The following is a 12,915-nucleotide window of genomic DNA, read 5'->3' as shown; positions in this document are numbered from 1 at the left end:
CGTGGTGACACGTGGAGCTGACGAATACTAATCGATCGAGGACTTAACTACTATTATGATGACTTGTCTACCACGCTCTTATTTAGTTTTGAAGGTAAAAGATAAAAAAGCACTTGCATTTTGATCAAAAAGTGCCTATAATAGTTCTTGTCCTTAAAAATTCAGCACGGTCTGGTAGTAATAGCGGAGAGGACACACCTGTTCCCATGCCGAACACAGTAGTTAAGCTCTCCAGCGCCGATGGTAGTTGGGACTTTGTCCCTGCAAGAGTAGGACGCCGCCAGGCTTTGCATGATTTATTATTACTTTCTCATATCGCGGGGTGGAGCAAAACCGTAAACATCTTTGAATAACTTCAAAGTAGGTTTTGTGAGGAGTGTATACTTCTAAGAGATCACTTACAACACGACGAACAGTCCGTTGATACACAAATTAATATGCATGTTAAATTTAATACTTTCTCATATCGCGGGGTGGAGCAGTCTGGTAGCTCGTTGGGCTCATAACCCAAAGGTCGCAGGTTCAAATCCTGCCCCCGCAACCAAATTATTTTAATAAAAGTGGTCCGGTAGTTCAGTTGGTTAGAATGCCTGCCTGTCACGCAGGAGGTCGCGGGTTCGAGTCCCGTCCGGACCGCCACTACTTTAACAATTTCCACACATGTTTTCAGTTGCTGAAAACATGTGTTTTTATTTTGTAAAATTCTCTCAAAGTTTTTATCTGATATAAGTTTTACAGTATGTTTTTCCTTTTAAGATTGTTTTTGCTATCATGATACTATGTATTAAGTTAAGGCTAATAAGGTTGGTGTACATAAAATTGGATGAATTCTCATTTATACAATCAATTAAACAGCAAACCTATAAACAATCCTCTTTAATAAAAGGTGTGGGTGATGATGCTGCGGTATTTCGTCAAACTGCTGAAGACATTGTGATCTCGGTGGATACATTTGTAGAAAATATTCACTTTTCAAAGGAGACAATGAAGCCGTTTCATGTCGGGCACAGGATACTAGCCGCAAATATTAGTGATATTGCTGCAATGGGTGCTAAACCAGCGTTTTATTTAGTCTCCATTGTGATACCTAAGCATTTTTCCATCACGGAGCAAAATGAGGTATTTACTGGAATGCGGTCACTCGCAGATAGATATAGCATGGATCTTATTGGGGGAGACACCGTAAGTGGGCAAGAAATGTCTATTTCTGTTACTGTAATTGGATACGTAATGAAGAACAAAGCTAGATATCGTGGAAATGCAAAAGAGGACGATATCGTTTTTGTTACAGGTACGTTGGGAGATTCGCAGGCTGGATTTTATATGTTAACGAATACTGGTAACTATAGAAAAGAACAGTATTACATTGAAAAACATCAAAAACCATTACCACAGGTTGAATTTGCTATGCGACTAAAGGAGATTAATCGTGTTGCATTAAATGACATCAGTGATGGGATAGGTAATGAGGCGGCAGAAATTGCGGAAGCTTCAAATGTATCGTTATATCTTCATAATGAGAAACTTCCAACATCAGAATCCTTTGAACAGTTTTCACCGGATCTTCAACGGAAATGGAAGCTTTTTGGTGGAGAGGACTTCGAATTAGTCGGTACGGTATCAAAAAATAACTGGCCACTAGTGCAAAAAGCGGCTATGGAAACAGGAATTCGGATTACTGAAGTCGGTTATGTTGGTAGATATAGTAATAATTATGTTTATCTTATTGATAAAGGTCAACGAGTAGCTTTAAAAAAAGAGGGGTATACCCATTTGAAGTAGGTGGATGGAATGAGTGAACATCGAATTGAAACGCATTCAGAGGATGAGACAAAAAGAATAGCAACGAGATTAGCAAATTTACTTAAACCGGGAGATGTAATTACGCTTGAAGGTGACTTAGGTGCTGGAAAAACGACGTTTACAAAAGGAATTGCAACTGGGTTAGGGGTAAAGCGTGTTGTAAATAGCCCAACCTATACAATTATAAAAGAATATGAAGGTGAGCTACCTTTGTATCATATGGATGTATATCGATTAGAGGATTCAGAAGAGGATGTTGGCTTTTCGGAATACTTTGAAGGAGAAGGGATCTCCGTTGTAGAATGGGCTCATTTTATTCAGGAATATTTACCTGAAGATCGATTAGATATCAACATTAAGTATGTCGATGACAATAAGCGTGTAATTGAATTTTATCCACATGGAGGACATTTTCACTGGATCGTTTCTTCTTTAATTGGATAGTGGACATACTTCAATAGAAGGAGGCCATTGAAAAAGTAGTGGATTTTAAAATTATTACCTTTTACCTTAACTTAGCATCTTGAATATACGGAGACTCCTGCGGGAAGTAAGAGACCGGCGAGATCCCGCAGGACGATTATGAAATGTGAAGGCGACTGTTTAGCGGCGTACAAATAGATAGGCAGGTGAAAAGTAGGGTGATTTTCCCCTACGTTCATCCTGACTAACTATTTGCTAGGCGCTAGGAGCCGCAACTAGACAAGTCCGAGGAGGCTCGACACTCGCCCGCGGAAAGCGCAGTATATTCTAAGATGCGATGGTAGATCCACATATTTTTTATACTACATTTAACTTTTTCAGTGCCCTTCAATAGAAGAGTGAGGAGTCATGGTAAATGAATGTACTGGCAATTGATACTTCCAATCAAATTATGGGAGTTGCTATTATAAAAGATAATATTGTAATTGGAGAAGTAGTTACCAATTTAACGAAAAATCATTCCGTAAGGCTCATGCCAGCTATCAATCAACTGATGAGTGATTTATCGATGAAACCAAATGATTTGGATGAAATTATTGTTGCAAAAGGTCCAGGTTCGTTCACTGGGATACGAATTGGGCTATCCATTGCAAAGACCATGGCTTGGTCGCTAAAAATTCCAATAAAAGGCGTTTCGAGTCTAGAGACGTTAGCTTATCAAGGAAGCTTTTACAACTTTTATGTTTGTCCTTTTTTTGACGCACGTCGCGGGATGGTTTATACAGGGTTATATCAGTGGAAAGATAATCGAATGAAGTTAGTCTCTGAGGAAGTGAATATGCTAATGGAAGACTGGTTGAACCTTTTACTGGATAGAAATGAACCCGTTCTCTTCTTAAGCCAGGACATTGAATTATATAGTGATATGATTACAGAAAAGTTAGGGGAATTAGCTATTATTCCAGATCCAAACTTTCATATAGCGAAGCCCTCTCATTTAGCATTAGCAGGTAAGAGTAAAGTGCCAGATGATACACACAGTTTAACTCCAAATTATTTGCGATTGGTGGAAGCAGAGGCAAATTGGTTAAAAGCTCAGAAGGATTCGAGACAAAATGGCTGATTTAGTAATTAGGAAAATGGAAATTACTGATATTGATTCTGTTGTGGAAGTAGAAAAAGCTTCTTTTCATACACCATGGTCTGAGGATATCTTTTACCAAGAGGTTGTGGAAAATCAATTTGCTCATTATTTTATAATAGAAGTTGATGAAATAATTGTTGGTTATGCTGGGTTATGGGTAGTAGTCGATGACGCACAAATCACAAATATAGCCATTACACCAAGCTATCGAGGACATAAGCTTGGGGAAAAGCTATTTCAATTTACGATGGAGCAAGCAATTCGGTTAGGAAGTAATCGGCTATCGTTAGAGGTCCGTGTATCAAACATTATTGCACAACGTATGTACCGTAAGTTTGGGCTTCTACCTGGTGGTTTACGAAAAAATTATTATACTGATAATCAAGAGGATGCGGTTGTTATGTGGGTGAATTTATCATGAAAAAAGATACATATATTGTTGGAATTGAAACTAGCTGTGATGAAACAGCAGTGGCTATTGTAAAGAATGGAACGGAAGTGCTGTCAAATATAGTTGCATCACAAATCGAGAGTCACAAACGATTTGGGGGTGTTGTGCCTGAAATTGCTTCCAGACATCATGTGGAACAAATGACCATTGTACTAGAGGAAGCATTTAATCAAGCAGAAGTGACGTGGAATGAGATAGACGCAATTACAGTAACAGAGGGACCAGGGTTAGTCGGTGCATTACTTGTAGGGGTAAATACCGCTAAGGCATTAGCTTTTGCGAAACAAAAACCTTTGGTGGGAGTTCATCATATTGCGGGTCATATTTATGCAAATCGACTGGAACAAGAGTTTGAGTTTCCGTTGCTTTCCTTGGTTGTATCCGGCGGTCATACAGAGCTTGTTCTGATGCGTGATCATGGAGATTTTGAGGTCATCGGTGAAACGCTTGATGATGCTGCAGGAGAAGCATATGATAAGGTCGCTCGTATGCTCAAACTACCATATCCAGGTGGACCACAAATTGATAAATTAGCAATGGAGGGTGAAGAATCCATTCAATTTCCACGAGCTTGGTTGGAAGACGGTAGCATGAATTTTAGCTTTAGTGGATTAAAATCCGCAGTTATCAACACTATCCACAACGCAGAACAACGTGGTGAAACGTTAAGTCCAGCAGATATTGCTGCTAGTTTCCAAGCAAGTGTTGTGGAAGTGTTAACAGAAAAAACATACAAGGCTGCAATTAATCACGAAGTTAAACAAGTGATCATAGCCGGTGGTGTTGCTGCTAACAGAGGACTGCGAAATGCACTAGCAGAGCGATTTGCAGAATCGGATGTCCCGTTATTAATACCACCTATTCATTTATGCACAGATAATGCTGCTATGATTGCAGCAGCAGGAACGATTGCATTTGAGCAAGGAAGAAGGGCAGGCTGGGATATGAATGCTAATCCCTCGTTAACCCTTAAATAGAACTTATCAACAAACCTGTGGATATATTTCAAAAAAGCTTATCCTACAATACCCTTTCTGTGGGTAAAAAATGTGGATAATCCTGTGGTTAGTTGTGGAAAATGTGCATAACTATTTTAAATAGCTGTTTTTAAGCAACACTACTGTGTATATGTCTGTGGATTACCTGAATAACTATCAGATAAAAAATGCTGATTCGAGTGTACAATGTGTAACACCGAATCAGCATTTTTAATGAAAATTTTATATAGGCTACGGTCTCCTTGCTAATACTTCTGCTTTATTTATCTTGAAGTTCCGCCCATTCTTCCATCAATTGTTCAAGCGTTTGTTTAATTTCGCCCGTTTCTTTTGTTAGCGCTAATGTTTTTTCGTGATCTTGGAAAATTTCCGGTTTGGTCATTTCTTGCTCCAGTTCAGCAAGCTCATTTTCCTGCTCCTCAATTAGCTTTTCTAACTCTTCTATGCGACGCTTTATTTTTCGCTCTTCCCGTTGTTTTTCTTTTCCTTCTTTAAAGCTTAATTTCTTTGTGTCTGCCTGTGGCACGTTTTGATGGCTCTCATTTAGACGTTTACGCTCTTCCATTTCTTCCTTTTTTTCCATGTAATAATCGTAGTCACCAAGGTACTCCGTTACTTGGTTTTTTTGAATCTCAACAACCTGTTCGGCAATTTTATTAATAAAATAACGGTCATGCGATACGAAAATAATTGTACCTTCAAAATCCATTAATGCTGATTCGAGCACCTCTTTACTATCAATATCTAAATGGTTTGTTGGTTCATCCAATATAAGAAGATTAGCATTTAATTTCATTAATTTTGCTAATGATAACCTGGCTTTCTCGCCACCACTAAGCGCGTTTACAGGTTTTAAAACATCATCACCCGAAAATAAAAAATTGCCTAAAACCGTTCGAATGTCTTTTTCTTTATCGTTAGGATAATGATCCCAGAGTTCATGCAAGACAGTTTTGTTTGGGGATAAGTTGGTTTGCTCTTGATCATAATAACCAACTTCAACGTTTGTTCCAATTTGAATGGAACCAGTAGTTGGCTTAAATTGACCAGTAATCATTTTTAACAACGTCGTTTTGCCTATTCCGTTTGGTCCAACAAGCGCTATGCTGTCACCTCGGTTTACGTTCAATTTCATACCTTTAAATAGATAGTCACTGCCATCTTCATACTTAAATGCTAAGTCATTAATTTTTAAGACATCATTACCCGAACGTTTTGACGTAGTAAAGGAAAATTTAGCAGATGATTCATCACCCTTAGGCTTGTCTAGTTTGTCCATTTTCTCTAACTTTTTTCTTCTGCTCTGTGCCCGTTTGGTAGTTGAGGCACGTACAATATTCTTCTGTACAAATTCCTCTAGTTGTTTAATTTCCGTTTGTTGTTTTTCGTATTCTTTAAGCTCCTGTTCGTAATCGAGAGCACGTTGATCTAAATAGTTGCTATAGGTTCCGAGATATTTCTTCATCTTATTACGGGAAATTTCATAGACAATTGATACTGTCTTATCTAGGAAGTACCGATCATGGGATACAATTGTGACTGCTCCAGGATAATTAGATAAGTAATTTTCAAGCCATCCAAGTGTGTCAATATCTAGATGGTTAGTCGGTTCATCCAAAATAAGCAAAACGGGTTTCTGTAATAGTAGCTTTCCTAACGCTAAACGAGTTTTTTGCCCACCACTTAATGTGCTAATTTCCGTTTGATAATCCGACTCAAAAAAATGAAGCCCGTTTAATACAGATTTGATGGATGCTTCATACTGGTATCCACCTTCTGTTATAAATGCCTGTTGTTTTGTATCGTAATCTTTTAAAAGCTGTTCATATTTCTCATCAGAAAGGCTAGATGAATTCTCCATACTCTTTTCAAGCTTGCGTAACTCTTGTTCTTTTTGAAGGAGAGAGTCAAATACTTCTAGCATTTCATCCCAAATTGTTTTTGTTGATTCAAGTCCTGTATGTTGAGATAGATATCCAATCGTAAGGTCCTTAGGTTTATGGATCATTCCTTCGTCATAAGAAAATTCTCCAGCCATTATTTTAAGTAAAGTAGATTTCCCAGCACCATTACGACCAACAATCGCAATTCGATCCTGATCTTTTATTTCGAGTTTAATATTTGATAGAATTTTCTCAGCGCCAAATGACTTACTAATATCATTGACTTGCATAATAATCATTGCGTTCACCTCAGTAACAACAGTGTATCGTACAACCCAATTTCCAGGCAATATTTTTGTGAATATATTCACGACTTATTAGCCTTTTTCTGCTAAAATGTACTATAACGTTATATTTGGAGATGAGCATATGACAGATTTTACTCACTTTAACCAACAGGGTAGAGCGAAAATGGTGGATATTAGTGAGAAAAAAGAAACGGAACGGACAGCAATCGCGCGATCCAGCATTTTTGTTACGGAAGATATATATAGGGGAATTAATGATCAAACGATGAAAAAGGGTGATGTTTTGGCGGTTGCCCAAGTTGCTGGAATTATGGCAGCAAAAAAAACGTCAGATTGGATTCCGATGTGCCATCCTTTACAATTGAAAAGTATTGATATTTCATTTGACTGGGAAGTAGCAGATGAAATGTTTGAATTAACCATAGAGGTGTTTGTTAAGACGAAAGGTAGTACAGGTGTAGAGATGGAGGCACTTACTGGAGCGTCGGCTACAGCATTAACCATTTATGATATGTGTAAAGCGCTTGATAAAGGAATGGTTATAGGTAAGACATACTTAGTTGAAAAAAAAGGCGGTAAGTCAGGAGACTACTTGCGAAATGACAAGGAGGAGTAAGTTTGGCACAACATAAAATTCCGCAGGCTACTGCCAAGCGACTGCCATTATATTATCGATTTATAAATAATTTACATCATCAAGGGAAGGCAAGAGTTTCTTCAAAAGAGTTAAGTGAAGCCGTTAAGGTTGATTCAGCAACCATTCGAAGGGATTTTTCTTACTTTGGTGCGTTGGGCAAAAAAGGCTATGGCTATAATGTCGAGTACCTGTTAAAGTTTTTTCGAGAAACCTTGGATCAGGACGAAGTTACAGAGGTTGCACTAATTGGCGTAGGAAACCTTGGCACAGCGTTCCTACACTATAATTTCATGAAAAACAATAATACAAAAATCGTTATGGCTTTTGATGCAGAACCAAGTAAGGTAGGGGAGGATATCGGTGGCATACCGGTGTACCACATAGATCAATTAGAAGAGAGAATGGACAATGTTCATGTAGCAATATTAACGGTTCCATCAAGTGAAGCGGATACCATCACAGAACGGCTTGTACAGACCGGAGTTTCAGGTATATTGAATTTCACACCTGCCAGAATTACCGTGCCTGATCATATACGCGTACATCATATTGATCTAGCAGTAGAGTTACAGGCACTAGTGTATTTCTTAAAGCATTATCCATTAAATGAGTTAAATTAAACCCAGAGGAGCTATTCCTCTGGGTTTTGTTTATCGATTTTATCTTCTATTCACGTTTTTGATTGATCAATTTATTACGATTGTCAGCCTGAGGAGGTTCTTCCATCCAACCATTTTCAATCATAATATCACTACCATCGTTGGCATATTGTCCGGTCTCAGCTGCCAAACGTATATACGTCAATGGAAGATCTTTACGCATACTTTCAGCAGAACCTACACCATAGTTAGCAATTCCTGCCGCACTTAATAACACATTATGGTACATCATTACCTTATCCGAGAAAACAGGTTCAGTGGAATCAGTAATATCAGCATCCCACGTCATGGGAGCTTGTATATCATTATCGATTAATTTATCACTAAAAATCCGAATGTGTTTCTTCGTTATGTCCTTTCCTCGAAGCATATATTGCCTTACTGATTTTGCATTTGCAGTTTGTCCAAATGCAGTACACATCATAAAACCGAGCGTACTCGTTTCCAAGTTAGTGGATAAATGCGAGATTTCAATTGCATTGAGCGGACGTTTTTCATTAAATAGTGAAAATCCATCCATGTATGACTTTTTCTTGATAAAATTAACCCTCTTTGGATTTGAAATATGAGGAGCTCGAATTAATAAACCTTTGGCTAGCATTGTTTCTGTAGTTTGATTGTACAGATTGACAGCGTTAGTTAGACAAGTTTGGAGTGTAGCTCTTACGTCTTCACGGGTTGATGTTGCCAGATATCTACCGTATTGTGGTGTTCCTAACTTTCCCATTTTGTTTAGATAATCCAAAAAGAATGTATCCTTGAAAAGGCGCTTCCCCTCTAGATTGACGTCTTGATCTGTAAAGCCGATAGGTATTGGGAAGTTTTCGTTACGAAAAATATCTTCCATAATATTTATTGCCTGGACTGTTTGATCATAAGCAGATTGAAGATGGGCTTGTATATCCGGATCATCATTAACATGAAGACCATATGTAACAAAACACTTCGTCATACTATTTGACATATAGCACGACCAAAGGTTTCCCATCTCAGAAGCAGTTAATGGTTTGTGGCTATTTTCACTCATTCCTAGTTACCTCCAAAATAATTTTCTAAATGTATTATCTGGAAAAACACCACAATTATTCGTTCGTATTCCATTATGGCACTTAGAGTAACTACTACAGGGTTTTTGTCCAATCAGGGCACTCTTCATATACATATGTTATTAACACAATGGATGGACAAAAGTATTACTTTCCATTGCATAAAACATGAAAGGAGTAATAAACTAGCATGTCATGTAATCCTTATTATGATCAATGTAGAAAATATATGGGACGCCCAGTCGGTATTCGAACCAGAGACGGAAGAGTTCATCGTGGAATTGTTACGAACGTCAACAACACACATGTTTTTTTAAGACCAATGGGTAATCAAAACCTTGGAGGCTTTGGTTACGGCTGGGGCTGGGGTGGCTTCGGTGGTTACGGCTATGGTGGCGGTTATGCCGTGTCACTAGCAGCAATTGCAGCACTTTCGTTATTGTTTTTCTGGTAATAGTAAAGCGTATGTACACGATTTTAAGTTCGTAAAAACTAAAAGGCATGTTCTTGTAAAATAGAGTCCAACTAAATGACGGATAGAGCCTTTTTAATGTAGGCTCTATTTTTTTTGCACTAATAGGAATGTATTAGTTTTATGTATATCACTATAAGGGCAACTAAGGCTTTCGCCATTAAAGATTGGCGATAAGTATTTCTTCTTAATTACTCTGAATCGATTATATAATTAAATAAGCGGACACCAGATACCTTATTTGCATAAAATTAGGGTAAATGTGTTGTTCGCGGACACAGGAGACCTTATTCAGTACAAAAAGTCTGATTTCAACCTGGTTTTACCTAAATAAGGAATTCTGAGTCCTTTTAAGCCATAAAAGAGGCATGAAAAGTAAAAATAAGGGCTTCTGTGTCCTCTACCGAGCAGGGCCTGGCACCATGTTTAGTTCGCAATTTAAATAGTGAAAATCAGGTTTTTCTATCATTCAGACCAGAACGCCGTATTACGTAGAATATTAGTTGTTGGGTGGTAGAGTATTTCATTTATGCTTTTATCATCCTCGTGAAAGAAAGATGAGACAATATGATACCCAATGTTGTAGCCCATCCACTTTGGCTGTTTCTTGCCACCTAACATCAATTCGTTGTATAAGCTATCGTTTCTTTTGACAGTTAAATTGGAAATATAGTCATTTTTCCAGTGCTCTAACGCAACTTCAATGGGATATAGCGTTGCCCATTTAGCCATATAAGCTTCACCTAATTTTGAAAGCACTGCTATTTCGGCAAGCCCCTCCATCACTATTCCGTCTAGCAGGGTTATATTATTTTCTTTTTTATCTAAATAATTCAACCGACATACGTGATTATATTCGTGTGTGATCAGTGCCTGTAATTCCTTTTCTGTTGTGTCACCACTTACAAATAAAAAAATCTTATCATAATGAGCCAAACCAGACTTGCCACCTAAATCAACTAGTAGCTGGTCGTGGGTTGTATTTAATGGAAAAATAAATACGGGTATGTCAGGTCCATTCCAATCAAGGCTTAATTTTTTTAATTCGTTTTCCGCGACCTCCCAAAAATTACTTGTACAAATCTTTTCGATTGTTTTGTTGTCGGTAGGTTGTGGAACAAAAAATCCATTTTGAAGTAAATGCTGATACAGTAAATCTTCTGAAACGTTCTGAAAATATGGAGAAAGATAATGGCAAAAAATGTTCCGTTGCAAGCCTTTATCATATTCCGTCAGTCCAGTGCGTCCAATTAAGTATTGATTTAACCAATCTTTCGTATCGATTAACGCCATCGTATGAATCAATCCTTTTCAATCCTTCGATTAAAGTATCTTATGATAGGAAGAAAAGGGCTGTTCACAAAATGTCTCGTTAGCAATTTTGTTAAAGAAATTGCGCTACTGCATTACGTTAATAAACATAAAAGGATAGATTAAACAATTGGTCCAAGTTGATTGTAAATAATGATAAATAGAATGAATCCAAATAAACATAAGATGATAAATGGTTGATTTGAATTTTTATTCATGAAGTCCTGCTTTATTACTTGTAGGAGAAGAATACTGATAGAAATAAATAATAAAAACATAATACGTATAATGGAATCCTGATATTCTGGTGCAATCATAATTCCGAGCATTGCTCCCATCATTCCGCCCATGAGACCAGAAAGTGTACCATCAAGGACGGCAAATAAACCAATCGGGAGTCCAATTAAAAATCCAATTGTAATACCTATTAGACTACTAACAATCGTAGCGTAGTATAAATTGCCTGTAAAAAGTATCCCTAGTATAACGCCTATTGTTAATCCTCCAATCATACCGAGAGACATGGAGATTAGCATCCCGGTCATAGCTGGGATATCATTCCGATAATAAACTGTCATGGAAATAAGAATTAAAGATAACAATGCCATTACTAGAAAGGTAACGAATAAGGTTATAGTCATAAGATTTCCTCCAACTTGTCCAGATAGTTCATTATATGATTTCGATTCATCTACATTCATAAAAAAACAAGGAGCAGTCACTTGGAATGACTACTCCTTGTTTATTTTATTTCGAAGATGGTTTCGTAAAAGTCGTAATGCAACATAAAAATCTAGTGCTGCAAATACTGCTAGTAGCACGGTAATGGTACCCCATCCACCTTCTTGTGTACTATTAATTGCCATAAATATAAACAAAAACCCCATAATTAAGTATACGATGGCCATACTTTTTGACGATGTCCTCATAAACCGATTAGCCCCCAATTAAAATCATTTGCATCTGTTCAAGCTGTTTTTGCATTTTTTCGATGTCTTCTGGTGATAATGAATATTGCACGATTACGGAAATAGAGTTTAACACCATATGGACGATGATCGGAACCAATATTCGTTTCGTTTTTACATATAAGAAAGCAAACACAAACCCCATTGCACTATAAATAAGGATATGCTCAGGTTCCCCGTGAATAATACCAAACACCAATGCGGAAATAACTGCTGCTAAAAAGAAGTTCATTTTTTTGTATAGAGAACCAAAAATAATCTTCCGGAAAATAATCTCTTCCACAATCGGTGCTACTAAAGCAGGGATAATCATAAAAATAGGCGTTGTCCGAGTAATTTCCATAATCATTTCGGTATTTGCCGATCCTTGCTCAATTCCCAACAATTGCGTTTCAATAATAACTGCAATGTACTGTGCAAAATAAGCCATAAATACACCGGCAATGGACCATAATACAATAGATCCTGATGACGCAGCATCACGTGTAGCGGGCATTTGCATGTATGGTTTCATAATGAATAAGATAACGAACAACCCAGCAACAAAGCTAAAGATTGTCCAATAAATGATGGCTTGATACTCACTTATTGGTAAAGTAGCGTACAAAATTGGTGCAAACAACAAACCGGAAAACTGCATAATTATGTAAGTTAAAATGACATACCAATAACGCTTGGTCAAAATGAAACGACTCCTTTAATAGTTAAATATATGTTTACTAGTCTATGCAAAATTATATTGTGCTATTAATGATGTTTTTGATTACTTGTATTTATTTTATCATAATTATATACGTGCTTATAATAGAATG

At 37.3% G+C, this 12,915-nt stretch carries 14 protein-coding genes, 2 tRNA genes and 1 rRNA gene; 11 read left to right on the top strand and 6 right to left on the bottom strand.

Annotated features, from left to right (window positions below; all coding sequences use genetic code 11):
• The first annotated feature begins 170 nt into the window (after positions 1 to 170).
• The 8 genes from rrf (at position 171) to tsaD (ending at position 4,798) form a co-directional block, all read left to right on the top strand.
• Positions 171 to 286: ribosomal RNA gene (gene rrf / locus ACY9Z2_RS14580) — 5S ribosomal RNA — on the top strand.
• A 181-nt stretch (positions 287 to 467) separates the two neighbouring features.
• Positions 468 to 544, top strand: a tRNA-Met gene (locus tag ACY9Z2_RS14575).
• Between the two features lie 18 nt (positions 545 to 562).
• Positions 563 to 639, top strand: a tRNA-Asp gene (locus tag ACY9Z2_RS14570).
• A gap of 180 nt (positions 640 to 819) precedes the next feature.
• The gene (thiL, locus tag ACY9Z2_RS14565) at positions 820 to 1,782 is read left to right on the top strand and encodes a thiamine-phosphate kinase (RefSeq protein ID WP_463610384.1); all 963 of its coding nucleotides are present in this window, start codon (positions 820 to 822) and stop codon (positions 1,780 to 1,782) included.
• Between the two features lie 9 nt (positions 1,783 to 1,791).
• Entirely contained in the window at positions 1,792 to 2,247 is a 456-nt protein-coding gene (gene tsaE, locus ACY9Z2_RS14560) for a tRNA (adenosine(37)-N6)-threonylcarbamoyltransferase complex ATPase subunit type 1 TsaE (protein ID WP_463610383.1), read from the top strand.
• Between the two features lie 394 nt (positions 2,248 to 2,641).
• A complete protein-coding gene (gene tsaB / locus ACY9Z2_RS14555; protein WP_463610382.1) occupies positions 2,642 to 3,349 on the top strand; it encodes a tRNA (adenosine(37)-N6)-threonylcarbamoyltransferase complex dimerization subunit type 1 TsaB in 708 nt (235 codons plus the stop codon).
• Positions 3,342 to 3,791, top strand: a complete 450-nt coding sequence (gene rimI / locus ACY9Z2_RS14550) for a ribosomal protein S18-alanine N-acetyltransferase (RefSeq protein WP_463610381.1) — start codon at positions 3,342 to 3,344, stop codon at positions 3,789 to 3,791. Before tsaB ends, rimI begins: the two co-directional genes overlap by 8 nt.
• Positions 3,788 to 4,798, top strand: coding sequence for a tRNA (adenosine(37)-N6)-threonylcarbamoyltransferase complex transferase subunit TsaD (gene tsaD / locus ACY9Z2_RS14545; RefSeq protein ID WP_463610380.1), 1,011 nt, complete (start codon positions 3,788 to 3,790; stop codon positions 4,796 to 4,798). The genes rimI and tsaD overlap by 4 nt, the downstream gene beginning before the upstream one ends.
• A 280-nt stretch (positions 4,799 to 5,078) precedes the next feature.
• Here tsaD and ACY9Z2_RS14540 read toward each other — a convergent pair whose 3' ends face one another.
• Positions 5,079 to 7,001, bottom strand: coding sequence for an ABC-F family ATP-binding cassette domain-containing protein (locus tag ACY9Z2_RS14540; RefSeq protein ID WP_463610387.1), 1,923 nt, complete (start codon positions 6,999 to 7,001; stop codon positions 5,079 to 5,081).
• Between the two features lie 130 nt (positions 7,002 to 7,131).
• Between ACY9Z2_RS14540 and moaC the strand changes: the two genes are divergently transcribed.
• Together moaC and ACY9Z2_RS14530 are read left to right on the top strand one after the other, a co-directional pair.
• Positions 7,132 to 7,626, top strand: coding sequence for a cyclic pyranopterin monophosphate synthase MoaC (gene moaC, locus ACY9Z2_RS14535; protein WP_463610379.1), 495 nt, complete (start codon positions 7,132 to 7,134; stop codon positions 7,624 to 7,626).
• Between the two features lie 2 nt (positions 7,627 to 7,628).
• A complete protein-coding gene (locus ACY9Z2_RS14530) occupies positions 7,629 to 8,267 on the top strand; it encodes a redox-sensing transcriptional repressor Rex (RefSeq protein ID WP_463610378.1) in 639 nt (212 codons plus the stop codon).
• Positions 8,268 to 8,313: 46 nt separating this feature from the next.
• Here the strand turns inward: ACY9Z2_RS14530 and ACY9Z2_RS14525 are convergent, their stop codons facing one another.
• A complete protein-coding gene (locus ACY9Z2_RS14525; protein WP_463610377.1) occupies positions 8,314 to 9,333 on the bottom strand; it encodes a DUF3231 family protein in 1,020 nt (339 codons plus the stop codon).
• A 209-nt stretch (positions 9,334 to 9,542) separates the two neighbouring features.
• Between ACY9Z2_RS14525 and ACY9Z2_RS14520 the strand changes: the two genes are divergently transcribed.
• Positions 9,543 to 9,806, top strand: coding sequence for a hypothetical protein (locus ACY9Z2_RS14520; RefSeq protein WP_463610376.1), 264 nt, complete (start codon positions 9,543 to 9,545; stop codon positions 9,804 to 9,806).
• A 483-nt stretch (positions 9,807 to 10,289) separates the two neighbouring features.
• Here ACY9Z2_RS14520 and ACY9Z2_RS14515 read toward each other — a convergent pair whose 3' ends face one another.
• The 4 genes from ACY9Z2_RS14515 to ACY9Z2_RS14500 form a co-directional block, all read right to left on the bottom strand.
• The gene (locus ACY9Z2_RS14515; RefSeq protein ID WP_463610375.1) at positions 10,290 to 11,129 is read right to left on the bottom strand and encodes a DUF2268 domain-containing putative Zn-dependent protease; all 840 of its coding nucleotides are present in this window, start codon (positions 11,127 to 11,129) and stop codon (positions 10,290 to 10,292) included.
• A gap of 128 nt (positions 11,130 to 11,257) precedes the next feature.
• The gene (locus ACY9Z2_RS14510; protein ID WP_463610374.1) at positions 11,258 to 11,836 is read right to left on the bottom strand and encodes a hypothetical protein; all 579 of its coding nucleotides are present in this window, start codon (positions 11,834 to 11,836) and stop codon (positions 11,258 to 11,260) included.
• Positions 11,837 to 11,866: 30 nt separating this feature from the next.
• Positions 11,867 to 12,064 carry a YdiK family protein gene (locus tag ACY9Z2_RS14505; protein WP_463610373.1) on the bottom strand — a complete coding sequence of 66 codons (198 nt, stop codon included), beginning with the start codon at positions 12,062 to 12,064 and terminating at the stop codon, positions 11,867 to 11,869.
• Positions 12,065 to 12,071: 7 nt separating this feature from the next.
• A complete protein-coding gene (locus tag ACY9Z2_RS14500) occupies positions 12,072 to 12,785 on the bottom strand; it encodes a CPBP family intramembrane glutamic endopeptidase (RefSeq protein ID WP_463610372.1) in 714 nt (237 codons plus the stop codon).
• Positions 12,786 to 12,915 lie beyond the last annotated feature (130 nt).

The sequence above is a fragment of the Virgibacillus sp. GM2-2 genome, from assembly GCF_055329585.1.
This window is presented reverse-complemented; position numbering and strand designations above follow the sequence as displayed.